Annotated in this window: 13 protein-coding genes; 8 read left to right on the top strand and 5 right to left on the bottom strand. The window is 62.8% G+C overall.

Going from position 1 to position 16,845, the window contains the following annotated elements; genetic code table 11:
- Window positions 1-72: 72 nt before the first annotated feature.
- From KVQ74_RS15450 to KVQ74_RS15420, 7 genes are all read left to right on the top strand, one after another.
- Window positions 73-543, top strand: a complete 471-nt coding sequence (locus KVQ74_RS15450; RefSeq protein ID WP_404822686.1) for a hypothetical protein — start codon at window positions 73-75, stop codon at window positions 541-543.
- Window positions 540-1,736 (top strand): beta-ketoacyl-[acyl-carrier-protein] synthase family protein, encoded by a 1,197-nt coding sequence (locus KVQ74_RS15445; RefSeq protein WP_217831983.1) that lies wholly within the window; start codon window positions 540-542, stop codon window positions 1,734-1,736. The genes KVQ74_RS15450 and KVQ74_RS15445 overlap by 4 nt, the downstream gene beginning before the upstream one ends.
- Window positions 1,733-2,197: a hotdog family protein gene (locus KVQ74_RS15440; RefSeq protein WP_217831982.1), complete on the top strand. Its 465-nt coding sequence runs from the start codon at window positions 1,733-1,735 to the stop codon at window positions 2,195-2,197. The genes KVQ74_RS15445 and KVQ74_RS15440 overlap by 4 nt, the downstream gene beginning before the upstream one ends.
- Window positions 2,190-2,918, top strand: coding sequence for a 3-oxoacyl-ACP reductase FabG (gene fabG, locus KVQ74_RS15435; RefSeq protein ID WP_217831979.1), 729 nt, complete (start codon window positions 2,190-2,192; stop codon window positions 2,916-2,918). The genes KVQ74_RS15440 and fabG overlap by 8 nt, the downstream gene beginning before the upstream one ends.
- Window positions 2,918-4,144, top strand: coding sequence for a beta-ketoacyl-ACP synthase (locus tag KVQ74_RS15430; protein ID WP_217831977.1), 1,227 nt, complete (start codon window positions 2,918-2,920; stop codon window positions 4,142-4,144). Before fabG ends, KVQ74_RS15430 begins: the two co-directional genes overlap by 1 nt.
- 30 nt (window positions 4,145-4,174) lie before the next feature.
- Window positions 4,175-4,621, top strand: coding sequence for an excinuclease (locus KVQ74_RS15425; RefSeq protein ID WP_217831976.1), 447 nt, complete (start codon window positions 4,175-4,177; stop codon window positions 4,619-4,621).
- Between the two features lie 121 nt (window positions 4,622-4,742).
- Window positions 4,743-5,180, top strand: a complete 438-nt coding sequence (locus tag KVQ74_RS15420) for an excinuclease (RefSeq protein ID WP_217831974.1) — start codon at window positions 4,743-4,745, stop codon at window positions 5,178-5,180.
- Between the two features lie 78 nt (window positions 5,181-5,258).
- Here the strand turns inward: KVQ74_RS15420 and KVQ74_RS15415 are convergent, their stop codons facing one another.
- Window positions 5,259-6,161, bottom strand: a complete 903-nt coding sequence (locus tag KVQ74_RS15415) for a LysR family transcriptional regulator (RefSeq protein WP_217831973.1) — start codon at window positions 6,159-6,161, stop codon at window positions 5,259-5,261.
- A gap of 179 nt (window positions 6,162-6,340) precedes the next feature.
- On the opposite strand from KVQ74_RS15415, the gene KVQ74_RS15410 reads away from it, so the two are divergent.
- A complete protein-coding gene (locus KVQ74_RS15410; RefSeq protein ID WP_225930025.1) occupies window positions 6,341-7,555 on the top strand; it encodes an MFS transporter in 1,215 nt (404 codons plus the stop codon).
- 110 nt (window positions 7,556-7,665) lie between these two features.
- On the opposite strand, the gene hemE is transcribed toward KVQ74_RS15410, so the two are convergent.
- The 4 genes from hemE to KVQ74_RS15390 all read right to left on the bottom strand — a co-directional run bounded on the left by hemE (window position 7,666) and on the right by KVQ74_RS15390 (window position 16,842).
- Window positions 7,666-8,733 carry a uroporphyrinogen decarboxylase gene (gene hemE, locus KVQ74_RS15405; RefSeq protein ID WP_217831971.1) on the bottom strand — a complete coding sequence of 356 codons (1,068 nt, stop codon included), beginning with the start codon at window positions 8,731-8,733 and terminating at the stop codon, window positions 7,666-7,668.
- A 249-nt stretch (window positions 8,734-8,982) separates the two neighbouring features.
- Complete coding sequence (locus KVQ74_RS15400; RefSeq protein ID WP_007909438.1) at window positions 8,983-10,401, bottom strand: FAD-dependent oxidoreductase; 1,419 nt, start codon at window positions 10,399-10,401, stop codon at window positions 8,983-8,985.
- 31 nt (window positions 10,402-10,432) lie between these two features.
- Window positions 10,433-14,878 (bottom strand): glutamate synthase large subunit, encoded by a 4,446-nt coding sequence (gene gltB, locus KVQ74_RS15395; RefSeq protein ID WP_217831969.1) that lies wholly within the window; start codon window positions 14,876-14,878, stop codon window positions 10,433-10,435.
- Window positions 14,879-15,228: 350 nt separating this feature from the next.
- Window positions 15,229-16,842, bottom strand: a complete 1,614-nt coding sequence (locus KVQ74_RS15390; RefSeq protein WP_217831967.1) for an AAA family ATPase — start codon at window positions 16,840-16,842, stop codon at window positions 15,229-15,231.
- Between the last annotated feature and the right edge of the window lie 3 nt (window positions 16,843-16,845).

The raw sequence follows: 16,845 nt of genomic DNA, 5'->3' as shown, positions 1-16,845 counted from the left end.
GCTTGCCACGCTGGATGGTCGTCTGCATTCGCGGGCAAGCACGCTCCCACAAGGACGGCAGTGTGGCGACTCATGGTGCTCGCCTTCACCTTGCTGTTGAGCGCCTGCGCCAGCCAGGCCCCGCTGCCGGCCGGCAACCCGACGTTGCCTCTGCCGCTGCAACTGCACATCGAACGCGTGCAGGCCGAACAGCGGCAGGACTGGCTGCTGGTGATCCAGCGCGAAGGCCCGGGCATTCGCTGGTCGATGATGGATCCGCTGGGCATCCCCCAGGCCCGTCAGCAACTGATCGACGGACGCTGGCAGGCCGATGGCTTGCTGCCGCCCAACCCGGAAGCGCGAGAGCTGTTCGCTGCGCTGCTGTTCGCCCTGACGCCGTCCGGTGAACTGGCACTCAATTACCCCACCGCGCAGCAGCAGGGCGGGCAACGCTCCCTGCCGGCGCGCTGGGACATCCGTTATTCACAACCGTTGAGCTTCGAATTGAACCTGCCCCAAGGCCCGCAGTATCGCGTTTCTCCACTCGGTGAACCGACACCATGACCGCCTATCTGAATGCCCTCGGCGTGATCTGCGCCCTCGGCCGCGACAAGCAGGAAGTCGCGCGCAACCTGTTCGCCGGCGACTGCTCGGGCATGCGCCACGAATCCGGCTGGGTGCCCGAGCGCGAGCTGCCAGTGGCCGGCGTACAGGGCGCACTGGCGCCGATCCCGGCGCACTGCGCGCAACACAACAGCCGCAACAATCGACTGCTGCTGGAAGCCGCGTTGCAGATCCGCGCCGACATCGAACAGGCGATCCAGGCCTACGGCCGCGAGCGCATCGCCGTGGTGCTCGGCACCAGCACCTCGGGCATCGACGAGGCCAGCCAGGGTCTGGCCCGGTACATCCGCGACGGGCAGTTCCCCGCCGACTACGACTACCGGCAACAGGAGCTTGGCGCTCCGGCGAATTTCCTCGCCGAGTGGCTGCAACTGAGCGGCCCGGCGTATGTGATTTCCACCGCCTGTACCTCCAGCGCCCGGGCCTTGATGAGCGCCCGGCGGTTGCTCGATCTCGGCCTGTGCGACGCGGTGCTGTGCGGCGGCGTCGACAGCCTGTGCAAACTGACCCTCAACGGCTTTTCCGCGCTGGAAGCAGTGTCCGGTGAGCGCTGTAATCCGTTCTCGGCCAATCGCAACGGCATCAACATCGGCGAAGCGGCGGTGTTGTTCGTGATGAGCAAGCAGCGCGGCAGCGGCCCGGCCATCGCCCTGCTGGGCGCCGGGGCCAGTTCCGACGCTCACCATATTTCCGCTCCGGAGCCGTCGGGCCGGGGCGCCCTGCAAGCGATGCAAAAGGCCCTCGACCGGGCACAACTGCAAGCCACGCAGATCAACTATCTGAACCTGCACGGCACCGCCACCCAGCACAACGACGCCATGGAAAGCCTCGCCGTCGCCACGCTGTTCCCCCAGGGCGTGGCGTGTTCTTCGAGCAAGCCGATGACCGGCCACACCCTCGGTGCCGCCGGTGCGCTGGAAGCGGCGTTCTGCTGGCTGAGCCTGAGCGACGACAATCCCGACCACGCCTTGCCGCCCCATGTCTGGGACGGCCAGGCCGATCCGGCCCTGCCGCCGCTCAAGTGGGTGACCGCGAGCGAACGCCTGTCGTCCATTGCACCCCGCTACCTGATGAGCAACTCGTTTGCCTTCGGTGGCAATAACGTCAGCCTGATTATCGGAGACGCCCCATGACCGACTGGCCGCTCGCCGAACTGCTGCCCCACGCTGGCGACATGATTCTGATCGACCGGATCCTGAGCTTCGACGAAGAACAGATCCACACCCGCCTCACGGTCAAACCCGACGGCCTGTTCAACCTGCCCGACGGCAGCCTGCCGGCATGGGTCGGCATCGAACTGATGGCGCAAAGCGTCGCGGCCTTCGCCGGTTGCCACGCGCGGCAGAAAGGCAATCCGGTGGCGCTGGGTTTCCTGCTCGGCACCCGCAAGTTCGAGTGCAACGTCGAGTCCTTCCCGGCGGGCAGCGAACTGACCATCCACGGCATCCGCTCGCTGGAGGATGACAACGGCATGGGTGTGTTCGAATGCCATATCAATGCGCCCGGCATCAAGGCCAGCGCCCGGCTCAACGTTTTCCGTCCGCCCCAGGCAGCGCAGTATCTTGAACAGAACAAGGAGTCGCACGATGACTGAATCCATCCTGGTCACCGGCTCCAGCCGTGGCATCGGCCGCGCCATCGCCTTGCGCCTGGCCGAGGCCGGCCATGACATCGTCGTGCATTGCCGCAGCGGCGTGGCCGAGGCGCATGCGGTGCAAGGCGAAATCGAAGCACTGGGGCGCAAGGCCCGCGTCCTGCAATTCGACGTCGCCGACCGCGAAGCCTGCAAACGCATTCTCGAAGCCGATGTCGACACCCACGGCGCGTACTATGGCGTGGTGCTCAATGCCGGGCTGACCCGTGACGGCGCGTTTCCGGCCCTGGGCGATGACGACTGGGACGTGGTACTGCGCACCAACCTCGACGGTTTCTACAACGTCCTGCACCCGGTCATGATGCCGATGATCCGGCGCCGTGCCGCCGGTCGCATCGTGTGCATCACCTCGGTCTCGGGGCTGATCGGCAACCGTGGCCAGGTCAATTACAGCGCTTCGAAGGCCGGGGTGATCGGCGCGGCGAAAGCGTTGGCGATCGAGCTGGCCAAGCGCAAAATCACAGTCAACTGCGTCGCGCCGGGTCTGATCGACACCGCGATGCTCGACGAAAACGTGCCGGTCGAAGAGCTGATGAAAATGATCCCCGCACAACGCATGGGCACGCCCGAAGAAGTGGCCGGCGCGGTGAATTTCCTGATGTCGGCGGAAGCCTCGTACATCACCCGCCAGGTGCTGGCAGTCAACGGAGGCTTGTGCTGATGAAGCGCGTTGTCGTCACCGGCATGGCCGGCATCACTTCGCTGGGCAGCGACTGGGAAACCATCGCCGGCAACTTTGCGGCCAACCGCAGCGGCATCCGCCGGATGGACGAGTGGGATCGTTTCAGCGAGCTCAACACCCGGCTGGCCGGGCCGATCGATGACTTCCTGGTGCCGGCGCACTGGACGCGCAAGCAATTGCGCAGCATGGGCCGGGTTTCGCGCCTGGCGGTCGGGGCGGCGGAACAGGCCCTGGCCGACGCCGGATTGCTCGGCGACGAATCGATCAAGGACGGCCGCATGGGCGTGGCCTGTGGTTCGTCCACCGGCAGCACCGACGAGATCAAGGCGTTCGGCAACATGCTGCTCAACTCGGTCGCCGAAGGCCTCAACGCCAACTCCTACGTGCGGATGATGCCGCACACCACGGCGGCGAACATCAGCATCTTCTTCGGCCTCACCGGTCGCCTGATCCCGACGTCCAGCGCCTGCACCAGCGGCAGCCAGGGCATCGGCTATGCCTACGAGGCGATCAAGTTCGGTCGCCTGCCACTGATGCTCGCCGGTGGTGCCGAAGAACTCTGCCCGACCGAAGCCATGGTCTTCGATGCGCTGTACGCCACCAGCCTGAAAAACGATGCGCCGCACACCAGCCCGCGTCCGTATGACAAGGGTCGCGACGGTCTGGTGATCGGCGAAGGCGGTGGCATGCTGGTCCTCGAAGAGCTGGAACACGCCCTCGCCCGTGGCGCGCGGATCCACGCCGAAATCGTCGGTTTCGGCAGCAACGCCGACGGCCAGCACACCACCCGCCCCGAACAGGCCACCATGCGCCGCGCCATGGAACTCGCGCTGGAAGACGCCGGCCTCACGCCCGACGTCATCGGCTACGTGAACGGTCACGGCACCGCCACCGAACAAGGCGACATCGCCGAAACCCTGGCCACCAGCAGCCTGTTCGGCGAACGCATGCCGATCAGCTCGCAGAAAAGCTTCCTTGGCCACACCCTCGGTGCCTGCGGTGCGCTGGAGTCGTGGTTCAGCATCGAAATGCTCAACCGCGACCTGTACGTGCATACGCTCAACCTCGACGAGGTCGATCCGCACTGCGGCAAACTCGATTACCTGCGTGGCGAATTCCGCCAGATGCACCACGACTACGTGATGAACAACAATTTCGCCTTTGGCGGGGTCAACACGTCGCTGATCTTCCGCCGCTGGTCATAACCGTCGTAATCCAGGTCAAGGAGACCTCACATGCGCTTCAACAAACTCGCTGCCGCCGCCACCCTGCTGATCTGCGCCTTGCCGGCCGTCAGCCAGGCCCGCGACACGCCGGTGTTCCTGCCGTTCGACAAAGCCGTCGCCGAAGCGACCCGCACCGGCAAGATCGACGGCAGCGTGAAGTTCTACCTGGCCGGCAACACCCCGGCCGGCAAAGTCAGCGTCATCAGTCCCGGCGCCGTGACCAACAAGAAAACCAACGCGTTCAACAAGTCCGACACCGAAGCCTGCGAATGGGTGGTGCAGTCGGCAATCATCAGCCTGCACCAGGCCGCCAAAAACGCCGGTGCCAACGCCGTGACCAACATCGTCAGCTTCTACAAGAGCAACGAACGCAAAGACCCGACGACCTACGAGTGCCACGCGGGCGCGATCATGGCCGGGGTTGCGTTGAAGGGTGATCTGGCGACCGTGAAGTAATCGCCAGGAATGACAAAGGGCGCCGTTCGGCGCCCTTTGTCATTTCAGAGCATATTTTTACGGCCAACATTCACTGTCTACACTGGATGAATTCCCCACTCGCTACGTCAAGGAGATGACCATGCAAGTGAAAGCCCTGATCGCCGCCACACTGTTCAGCCTGCTCCCCGGCGCCAGCCACGCCACCAACCTCATGTACATGCCGTTCGAAACCGTATTGGCGGACGCGCTGCGCGCCGGGCGGATCGATGGCAGTGTGAAGTTTTATCTGGCCGGTAACGGGCCGCAGGGCACTCAGCAGTTGTTGCGCAGGGATGTGATCAGTGATCTGGGCACCAACGGTTTCAACAAGAGTGATCGCGATGCCTGCGAGTGGGTGCTGCAGTCGAACCTGATCAAGCTGCAGGCCGATGCCAAGCGGATCGGGGCGAATGCGGTGACCAATATCGTCAGCTACTACGACCAGCATGTACGCAAGGATCTGAATACGTATGAGTGCCGGGTGGGGATTTTCGTCGCGCGGGTGGCGTTGAAGGGGGATCTGGTGCGGTTGCCTTAGCCATTGCGGGCAAGCCCGCACATTTGGAACGCGTTCCCCCTGTGGGAGCGGGCTTGCCCGCGAAGAGGCCAGCGGCCATTAGCCGATCAAGGGTTCAACCTTGCGCGTGAGCAGGTCGACGAAGGCTTTGGCCATCGGTGACTTCTGGTCCTTGCGCTGTACCAGCCACACCGCCGAAACCGCCGCCGGATCCAGCAGTGGCCGATAGACCACACCGTCGATGCGCATCCGTTGATAGGACGCCGGCAACACCGAGACACCCAGCCCCGCCGCCACCAGACCGATAATGGTCATCGCCTCGCCAGCCTCTTGGGCAAAATGCGGACTGAAGCCGGCGTCTCGGGCCAGGCTGAGCAACTGCGCGTACAGACCGCTGCCATAGCTGCGTGGGAAAAACACGAACGGTTCGAGCGCCAGCGCCGAAAGAAACAGCCCTTCCTCGGGACCCTGCACCAGCGGATGTTTGGAGCTGAGCACCGCCACCAACGGTTCGCGCATCAGCTCCACGACACTCAACGAATCCGGCAGGCCAAGCGGGCGCATGATCCCGACTTCAATCGACTCTTCGACCAACGCATCCGCCACTTGAGTGCTGCTCATCTCCCGCAGATTCAGATGCACCGCCGGGAAGCGCTGGCGAAAGGAAAAGATCGCCTGGGGAATGGTCGAGTTGAACGGCGCCGACGAGGTGAAGCCGATCTTCAACTCACCGAGTTCACCAAGCTGCGCGCGCCGGGCCACATCCGCCGCCTTATCGACCTGCGCCAGCACCAGCCGCGCCTCTTCGAGGAACAATCGACCGGCTTCGCTCAGCTCGACCCGACGATTGGTACGCTCGAAAAGCCGTGCACCGACCTCTTGCTCCAGTGCCTGAATCTGCTGGCTCAGTGGCGGCTGGGAGATGCCCAGTGCCTGTGCGGCGCGGCCGAAATGCAGTTCTTCGGCAACGGCGATGAAGTAGCGCAGATGACGCAATTCCATGGAAACCCCATTAGGTCGTTAAAGCTATCAAACAGGTCGAACAATATATTGGATAGAAACATTAGCCAGCTATATGATTTTTTCATTGCCTGCCTGGCCGTGCTCCTCCGAGGTCTGATGTGAAAACTGCCGTTGCCCCCCTTGCCCATGAAGTCCCGCCCGCTGCTGCGGATGATGTGATGACGGAGCTGCAAGAGATCTACATCGAAAAAGGCACGCCGATGTTCATGCGCACGGTGCTGGCGCTGTTCAGCGGCGGTTTCGCGACGTTCGCCCTGCTGTACTGCGTGCAACCGATGATGCCGCTGCTGTCCCATGAGTACTCGATCAACGCGGCGCAGAGCAGCCTGATCCTGTCGGTGGCGACCGGCATGCTGGCGTTCGGTCTGCTGATCACCGGGCCAATCTCCGATCGAATCGGGCGCAAACCGGTGATGGTCACCGCGCTGTTCGCGGCCGCGCTGTGCACCATCGCCAGTTCGGTGATGCCGAGCTGGCACGGCGTGCTGCTGATGCGCGCGCTGATCGGCTTGTCGTTGAGCGGGCTGGCGGCGGTCGCCATGACTTACCTGAGCGAAGAAATCCATCCGCAGCACATCGGTCTGGCGATGGGCCTGTACATCGCCGGCAACGCGATTGGCGGGATGAGCGGTCGCTTGATCACCGGGGTGTTGATCGACTTCGTCAGTTGGCACACGGCAATGCTGGTGATTGGTGGTCTGGCGCTGATCGCGGCGGCGGTGTTCTGGAAGATCCTCCCGGAATCACGCAACTTCCGTTCCCGCTCGCTGCATCCGCGCAGCCTGCTCGACGGCTTCACCATGCACTTTCGCGATGCCGGCCTGCCGCTGCTGTTTCTCGAGGCCTTCGTGTTGATGGGTGCGTTCGTCACCCTGTTCAACTACATCGGCTACCGCCTGCTGGCCGAGCCGTATCATCTGGAACAGGCGTTCGTCGGCCTGCTGTCGGTGGTGTACCTGTCGGGCATCTACAGCTCGGCGAAAATCGGTTCGCTGGCCGACAAACTGGGACGCCGCAAAGTGCTGTGGGCGACCATCGCCCTGATGTTCGCCGGCCTCGCCCTGACGATGTTCACGCCCCTGTCGCTGGTCATCATCGGCATGCTGATCTTCACCTTCGGCTTCTTCGGCGCGCACTCCGTCGCCAGCAGCTGGATCGGTCGCCGCGCAACCAAGGCCAAGGGCCAGGCGTCATCGTTGTACCTGTTCAGCTATTACGCCGGGTCGAGCATCGCCGGCACGGCAGGCGGGGTGTTCTGGCATTGGGGCGGATGGAACGGGATCGGCCTGTTCATCGGCGCGTTGCTGCTGGTGGCGCTGATCGTGGCGTTGAAACTGGCGAAGTTGCCGCCTCTCGGTGGCGTTAAGGCCTGACCAAATCCCTGTAGAGAGCTTGCTTCCCTCTCGTCTCTGATCCATGTCTGACATTGGATCGCGCAAACAAAAACGCCCGGCACAAGCCGGGCGTTTTTATTGAAGCGCGATCACTCGTGATACTGCGCCGACAACTCGTGCACCGCGCGCAGGAAGGCGCCGGCGTGTTCCGGGTCGACTTCCGGGGTGATGCCGTGGCCGAGGTTGAACACGTGGCCGCTGCCCTTGCCGTAGCTGGCGAGGATGCGCCCGACTTCGGTGCGGATCGCTTCCGGTTTCGCGTAGAGCACGGTCGGGTCCATGTTGCCTTGCAGCGCGACCTTGTCGCCGACGCGGGCGCGGGCGTTGCCCAGGTCGCAGGTCCAGTCCAGACCCAGCGCATCGGCGCCAGCGTCGGCGATGCTTTCCAGCCACAGGCCGCCGTTCTTGGTGAACAGGATCACCGGCACCTTGCGCCCTTCGTGCTCGCGGATCAGGCCGCTGACGATTTTCTTCATGTAGGCCAGGGAGAACTCCTGGTACGCCGCCGCCGACAGGTTGCCGCCCCAGGTGTCGAAGATCTGCACCGCTTGCGCGCCGGCCATGATCTGGCCGTTGAGGTACGAGGTCACCGACTGTGCCAGTTTGTCCAGCAGCAGGTGCATGGCTTGCGGGTTGTCGTAGAGCATTGCCTTGGTCTTGCGGAAGTCCTTCGACGAACCGCCTTCGACCATGTAGGTCGCCAGGGTCCACGGGCTGCCGGAGAAACCGATCAGCGGCACACGGCCATTCAGTTCGCGGCGAATGGTGCTGACCGCGTTCATCACGTAGCCGAGGTCTTTGTGCGGATCCGGGATCGGCAGGGCTTCGATGTCAGCCAGGGTGCTGACGACTTTCTTGAAGCGCGGACCTTCACCGGTCTCGAAGTACAGGCCCTGGCCCATGGCATCGGGGATGGTGAGGATGTCGGAGAACAGGATCGCCGCGTCCAGTTGCGGATAGCGGTCGAGGGGTTGCAGCGTGACTTCGCAGGCGAATTCCGGATTCATGCACAGGCTCATGAAATCACCGGCCTGGGCGCGGCTGGCGCGGTATTCCGGCAGGTAGCGGCCGGCCTGGCGCATCATCCACACAGGGGTGACGTCTACGGGTTGCTTGAGCAGGGCGCGAAGGAAACGGTCGTTCTTCAGGGCAGTCATGTCGGCATCCGGAAAAAAAGTGCGGGCATTTTCTCAGAGCGCGACGCAAAAGGCACGGATGCAGGTCAGCCTTTTGTCTATCGGGTCAATTTGTCGCAATGATTTCGCTGATTTCAGCAACACCTGGAAACCAATGTGGGAGCTGGCTCGCCAGCGATGCAGGCATCTCGGAATGTCAGACTGACCGAGGTGATGCTATCGCTGGCAAGCCAGCTCCCACAGGTATTGCGGTGCAGTTTCGAACCGGGTTCAGACGCCCAGGTAATCCAGAATCCCTTCCGCCGCATTGCGGCCTTCGAAGATCGCAGTCACCACCAGGTCGGAACCGCGCACCATGTCGCCACCGGCGAAGATTTTCGGGTTGCTGGTCTGGTGCTTGTACTGACCTTGCTCAGGCGCAACAACGCGGCCCTGGCTGTCGGTCTGGATCTCGAACTGTTCGAACCACGGCGCCGGGCTCGGACGGAAACCGAAAGCGATGACCACGGCGTCGGCCGGAATGATCTCTTCGGAACCCGGGATCGGCTCAGGGCTGCGACGGCCACGGGCGTCCGGCTCGCCGAGACGGGTCTCGACCACTTTCACGCCTTCAACCTTGTCTTCGCCCACAATGGCGATCGGCTGGCGGTTGTAGAGGAATTTCACGCCCTCTTCCTTGGCGTTCTTCACCTCTTTGCGCGAGCCCGGCATGTTCGCTTCGTCACGACGATAGGCGCAGGTCACCGACTTGGCGCCCTGGCGAATCGAAGTACGGTTGCAGTCCATCGCCGTGTCACCACCGCCGAGCACCACGACCTTCTTGCCCTTCATGTCGACGAAATCTTCCGGCGACTTTTCAAAGCCCAGGTTGCGGTTGACGTTGGCGATCAGGAAGTCCAGCGCGTCGTAGACGCCCGGCAGATCCTCACCGGCAAAGCCGCCCTTCATGTAGGTGTAGGTGCCCATGCCCATGAACACGGCATCGTATTCGGCGAGCAGTTGCTCCATGGTCACGTCCTTGCCGACCTCGGTATTGAGGCGGAACTCGATGCCCATGCCGGTGAAGACTTCGCGGCGATTGCTCAGCACGGTCTTCTCAAGCTTGAACTCGGGAATGCCGAAGGTCAGCAGACCGCCGATTTCCGGGTTCTTGTCGAACACCACCGGGGTCACGCCGCCACGCACCAGCACGTCAGCACAACCGAGGCCCGCCGGGCCTGCGCCGATGATCGCGACACGTTTGCCGGTCGGCTTGACCTTGGACATGTCCGGGCGCCAGCCCATGGCGAATGCGGTATCGGTGATGTACTTCTCGACCGAACCGATGGTCACCGCGCCGAAACCGTCGTTGAGGGTGCAGGCACCCTCGCACAGACGGTCCTGCGGGCACACCCGGCCGCAGACTTCCGGCAGGGTGTTGGTCTGGTGCGACAGCTCGGCGGCCTGGAGGATGTTGCCCTCGGCCACCAGCTTCAGCCAGTTGGGAATGAAGTTGTGCACCGGGCACTTCCATTCGCAGTACGGGTTGCCGCAACCCAGGCAGCGGTGGGCCTGGTCGGCCGACTGCTGGGGTTTGAACGGTTCGTAGATCTCGACGAATTCTTTCTTGCGCTGACGCAACAGTTTCTTCTTCGGATCCTTGCGCCCGACATCGATGAACTGGAAGTCGTTATTCAGACGTTCAGCCATTGTTAAAACCTCATCAAACTCTTCAGGCGCATCACTGCGGGTTGGCACGGGTGCTGGAAAGCAACGACTTCAGGTTGGCAGCCTTCGGCTTGACCAGCCAGAAACGGCGCAAGTAATCATCGAGGTTCTCGGCGAGTTCACGACCCCACTCGCTGTCGGTTTCCGCGACGTACTCGTTCAGCACGTTTTGCAGGTGGCTGCGATAGGCTTCCATCGCTTCGCCGCTGATCCGCTGGATTTCCACCAGTTCGTGGTTGACCCGGTCAACGAAGGTGTTGTCCTGATCGAGCACGTAGGCGAAACCGCCGGTCATGCCAGAGCCGAAGTTGTAACCGGTCTTGCCCAGGACGCAGACAAAACCACCGGTCATGTACTCGCAGCAGTGATCGCCAGTGCCTTCCACGACCGTGTGGGCACCGGAGTTGCGCACCGCGAAACGCTCGCCTGCGGTGCCGGCGGCGAACAGCTTGCCGCCGGTTGCGCCGTACAGGCAGGTGTTGCCGATGATGGCGCTGTTCTGAGTCTGATAAACGCTGCCCTTCGGCGGCACGATGACCAGTTTGCCGCCGGTCATGCCCTTGCCGACGTAGTCGTTGGCGTCGCCTTCCAGGTACAGGTTCAGACCGCCGGCGTTCCACACGCCGAAGCTCTGACCCGCAGTGCCCTTGAAGCGGAAGGTGATCGGTGCTTTCGCCATCCCTTGGTTGCCGTGCTTGCGGGCGATTTCGCCGGAGATCCGCGCGCCGATCGAACGGTCGCAGTTGCAGATGTCCAGGTCGAACTCGGCGCCGCTGAGGTCATTGATCGCCGACGTCGCCATCTCGACCATTTTCTCGGCCAGCAGGCCCTGGTCGAACGGCGGGTTGCGCTCAACGCCACAGAACTGCGGCTTGTCCGCCGGGATGTGATCGCTGCCCAGCAGCGGGGTCAGATCCAGGTGATGCTGCTTGGCAGTCTGGCCTTCGAGGACTTCCAGCAGATCGGTGCGGCCGATCAGCTCTTCGAGGGAGCGCACGCCGAGCTTGGCCAGCCACTCACGGGTTTCTTCGGCGACGTAGGTGAAGAAGTTCACCACCATGTCGACGGTGCCGATGTAGTGATCCTTGCGCAGCTTGTCGTTCTGGGTCGCGACGCCGGTGGCGCAGTTGTTCAGGTGGCAGATACGCAGGTATTTGCAGCCCAGCGCGATCATCGGCGCGGTGCCGAAGCCGAAGCTTTCGGCGCCGAGGATCGCTGCCTTGATCACGTCGAGGCCGGTTTTCAGGCCGCCGTCGGTCTGCACCCGGACCTTGCCGCGCAGGTCGTTGCCGCGCAGGGTCTGGTGGGTTTCGGCCAGGCCGAGTTCCCATGGCGCGCCCGCGTACTTGATCGAAGTCAGCGGCGACGCGCCGGTGCCACCGTCGTAACCGGAGATGGTGATCAGGTCCGCATAGGCCTTGGCCACACCGGCCGCGATGGTGCCGACGCCCGCTTCCGCCACCAGCTTCACCGAAACCAGTGCGCTCGGGTTGACCTGTTTCAGGTCGAAAATCAGCTGCGACAAATCTTCGATGGAATAGATGTCGTGGTGCGGCGGTGGCGAAATCAGGGTCACGCCCGGCACTGCGTAACGCAGCTTGGCGATCAGCCCGTTCACTTTACCGCCCGGCAGTTGACCACCCTCGCCCGGCTTGGCGCCCTGGGCAACCTTGATCTGCAGCACTTCGGCGTTGACCAGGTATTCCGGGGTCACACCGAAACGGCCGGTGGCGACTTGCTTGATTTTCGAGCTCTTGATGGTGCCGTAACGCGCCGGGTCTTCGCCGCCTTCGCCGGAGTTGGAACGCGCGCCGAGGCGGTTCATGGCTTCGGCCAGGGCTTCGTGAGCTTCCGGCGACAGCGCGCCGAGGGAAATACCGGCGGAGTCGAAGCGCTTGAGTACCGATTCCAGCGGTTCCACTTCACTGATGTCCAGCGGCGTGGCGAGGGTCTTGACCTTGAACAGGTCGCGGATCATCGACACCGGACGGTTGTCCACCAGCGTGGTGTATTCCTTGAACTTGGCGTAGTCGCCCTGCTGCACGGCGGCTTGCAGGGTGTTGACCACGTCCGGGTTGTACGCGTGGTATTCGCCACCGTGGACGAACTTCAGCAGGCCACCCTGCTGGATCGGCTTGCGCGGACTCCAGGCTTCGCTCGCCAGGGCTTTCTGCTCAGCTTCGATGTCGACGAAACGCGCACCCTTGATACGGCTCGGCACACCACGGAAGCTCAGGTCGCAAACCTCTTCGGACAGGCCGATGGCTTCGAACAGCTGGGCGCCACGGTACGAGGCGATGGTCGAGATACCCATCTTCGACAGGATCTTCAGCAGGCCTTTGGTGATGCCTTTACGGTAGTTCTTGAACACCTCGTAGAGGTCGCCCAGCACTTCACCGGTACGGATCAGGTCACCCAGCACTTCGTAGGCCAGGAACGGATAGACCGCCGAGGCGCCGAAACCGATCAGCACCGCAAAGTGATGTGGATCGCGGGCGGTCGCGGTTTCAACGAGGATGTTGGAGTCGCAACGCAGGCCTTTTTCGGTCAGACGGTGATGCACCGCACCGGTCGCCAGCGAAGCGTGGATCGGCAGCTTGCCCGGGGCGATATGGCGGTCGCTCAGGACGATCTGGGTACGACCGGCGCGCACGGCTTCTTCAGCCTGATCGGCGACATTGCGGATCGCGGCTTCCAGACCGACGCTTTCGTCGTAGTTGAGGTCGATGATCTGCCGCTCGAAACCCGGGCGGTCGAGGTTCATCAGCGAGCGCCACTTGGCCGGAGAAATCACCGGCGAGCTGAGGATCACGCGCGAGGCATGTTCCGGCGACTCCTGGAAGATGTTGCGCTCGGCACCGAGACAGATTTCCAGCGACATCACGATCGCTTCGCGCAGCGGGTCGATCGGCGGGTTGGTCACCTGGGCGAACTGCTGGCGGAAATAATCGTACGGCGTGCGCACGCGCTGGGACAGCACGGCCATCGGCGTGTCGTCGCCCATCGAGCCAACGGCTTCATAGCCTTGTTCGCCGAGCGGACGCAGCACCTGATCACGCTCTTCGAACGTGACCTGGTACATCTTCATGTATTGCTTGAGCTGATCGACGTCGTAAAACGCCGAACCGTGGTCGTTGTCTTCCATGGTCGCCTGGATACGCAGGGCGTTCTTGCGCAGCCATTGCTTGTACGGATGACGGGATTTCAGGCGGTTGTCGATCGCATCGGTGTCGAGGATCTGACCGGTTTCGGTGTCCACGGCGAGAATCTGGCCAGGACCTACGCGGCCTTTGGCGATCACGTCCTGCGGCTGGTAGTTCCAGACGCCGATTTCCGAAGCGACAGTGATGAAACCGTTGGTGGTGGTGACCCAGCGCGCCGGGCGCAGACCGTTACGGTCGAGCAGGCACACCGCGTAGCGACCGTCGGTCATGACCACGCCGGCCGGGCCGTCCCACGGTTCCATGTGCATCGAGTTGTACTCGTAGAACGCACGCAGATCCGGGTCCATGGTTTCGACGTTCTGCCACGCCGGCGGGATGATCATCCGTACACCACGGAACAGGTCGATGCCGCCGGTGACCATCAGTTCGAGCATGTTGTCCATGCTCGAAGAGTCGGAACCGACACGGTTGACCAGCGGGCCGAGTTCTTCCAGATCCATCAGATCGTTGGTGAACTTGGTGCGACGGGCCTGGGCCCAGTTGCGGTTGCCGGTGATGGTGTTGATCTCGCCGTTGTGGGCGAGGAAGCGGAATGGCTGGGCCAGCGGCCATTTCGGCAGGGTGTTGGTGGAGAAGCGCTGGTGGAACACGCAGATCGCGGTTTGCAGGCGCTCGTCGCTCAGGTCCGGATAGAACGCGGCCAGGTCGGCCGGCATCATCAGGCCTTTATAGATGATGGTCTTGTGGGAAAAGCTGCAGATGTAGTGGTCGCTGTCGACGGCATTCGCCACCGACGAACGACGACGGGCGCTGAACAGCTTGACCGCCATGTCCTGATCGCTCAGGCCTTCGCCGCCGATGTACACCTGCTCGATCTGCGGCAGGCGCTCAAGGGCCAGGCGGCCGAGGACGCTGGTGTCGATAGGCACTTTGCGCCAGCCGATCAGTTGCAGGCCTTCGGCGAGGATCTCGCGGTTCATGTTCTCGCGAGCGGCTTCGGCCTTGGCCGGATCCTGATTGAAGAAGACCATGCCCACGGCATATTGCTTGGGCAGCGCGACGTTGAAGGTTTCCTGGGCAATGGCACGCAGGAACGCGTCGGGCTTTTGAATCAGCAGACCGCAACCGTCACCGGTCTTGCCGTCGGCATTAATCCCACCGCGGTGGGTCATGCAGGTCAGGGCCTCGATGGCCGTGGTCAAAAGGGTATGACTGGGCTCGCCCTGCATATGGGCTATCAGGCCGAAACCGCAGTTATCCTTGAATTCATCTGGTTGGTACAGACCTGCTTTCATAGACACTTTCTCACCAGGCTGCCTCTTTTCGAGGCAAATTTCTTTTCAATTCAACCACTTGCGCTCCGCGCCGAACGTACGCCGGCTTAGCGGGGGCAAAAGGGTGGTCATTGTACACAGCGACACAGACGCCCACAAATTTGACGACGAAATGTCGCAAATTCATGTCGCATTTGTGAAAGGTTTAAAGCGATCTGCTGTGCTAGTCAAAACTTTTTTAATTTTGACCGCAACGACTCAAAGACTACAGTGACGCAGACACCACAAGGCACGCAGTCTGTGGAGACGGCGCGCACTCGTGGAGATTTTGAGGTGCCGGGAGAGGCAGCCTGGGTAAGGCCGCCGAATCTTCAGCGAGTTGTAGCCAGTTCCTGTTGGACGCTGGCGACAGTGCGAGGCCAAGGTTTACCAGCCTGAACCTTCGCTGGCAAGGCCTTGATGGCAGAAACAGCCGCATCACGGTTGGCAAAACTGCCATAGGTGATCACGTAGAGAGGCTTGCCGTTGAGGACTTTCTTGAAATAACGGTACTCGCCGCCCTGCTCCTTGACGAAGTTCTGCGCGGTCGCTTCGGAGCTGGTGCCGAGGATCTGCACCACGTAGTTACCCGGTGCCTGGCCGGCGTACCAGCTGCCACCGGCAGCCTTGGCAACGGTCACAGGCTTCTCGGCAGGCTTCTCCGCCGGTTTGGCGGCGGCGACAGGCTTGGCCGGCGCTGGAGCAGGTTTGGCCACTGGCGCCGCCGGAGCAGGCTTGGCGGTCGCCACCTGGGTCGGTGCCGGGGTCGGCTTGGCGGCTGGAACCGGAACCGGGACCGGCGTAGGTGCCGGGCCTGCCGGAACGCCTGCCGGCGGCGCAGTGGTGGTCACGGTCGGCGGCGTATTGCTGGAGCCTTCGAGCGGCACACCATCGTCACCTTCGGTGATTCCACCCGCCGCCTCGGCCAACGGGCCGCGCATCACCGGTTGCGAGTTGCCGACCAGCGGCAACGGCATCGGCTGGGTGTTGCCATTGAACTCGACGGACGGCGCGCCGCCGGCCTGAGGCGTGCCCTGACCCAATGGCAGTTGCGCCTGTTCGTTGGCCGGCGCGCCGGTGGTCGGCGCCTTGTTGCGGCCCGGCATCAGCCAGGCGGCAGCGACCGCGACCACAACGACGGCGGAAATCGCCAATACGTGTTTCTTCGGCATGTTGAACCCCATACTTGGACGCTTGACCGCAGAGCGGCTGGCAATCATGGCTTCGATCATCGCATCGCGAGCGACCTGGTTGATGTTGCCAGGCCAGCCCTCGGAGCTTTCGTGAATATCAGAGATCTGATCCGCGGTGAAAAGTTCGATACCACGGCCGGCGCCTTCGAGCCGCTGGTCGAGGTATTCGCGGGTTTCTTCCTCGGTGTATGGCTGCAATTCGATGACGTGGAAGCGCTCTTCCTCAAGGTGCAAGGCCTCAAGCTGAGCGATCAGCGACGACTCGCCGAACAGGAACACATGCGGGCGACCTTCCGGTGCGCCGGCCCCCAATGCCATCAAGGCTTCCAGGGCGGACTCGTCGAGTTGTTCGGCATCGTCCACCAGCAGATAGACTTCCTGACCGGTCAGCGCCAGTTGCACCACTTGATCGAGGATGGCGTTGACTTCGGCCTGTGCCACGTTCAGTGCCTGGGCCACCTGTCGCAACACGCCGGCCGCATCGCCCGCACCACGGGCGGAGACAACGACGCTCTGCACCGATTGTTTGTTGGTACTGGCCACCAGCGCCTGGCGCAGCAACGTCTTGCCACTGCCCTGCGGGCCGGTGACCACCAGCAGCAACTGGCTGTAGCGGGCCAGGTGATGCAACTGCCCCAGCACCGGTTTGCGCTGGGCCGGGAAGAACTTGAAGCCCGGAACCCGTGGAGCGAAAGGGTCGTGACTTAACTGGTAATGGCCGAGAAACGCCTCGTCGGCATGCAAACTAGTCATCGG

It is taken from the genome of Pseudomonas botevensis (genome assembly GCF_019145475.1).
Taxonomy (GTDB): domain Bacteria; phylum Pseudomonadota; class Gammaproteobacteria; order Pseudomonadales; family Pseudomonadaceae; genus Aquipseudomonas; species Aquipseudomonas botevensis.
The sequence above is the reverse complement of the archived record's forward strand: the minus strand, read 5'-3'. Positions and strand labels throughout refer to the sequence as shown.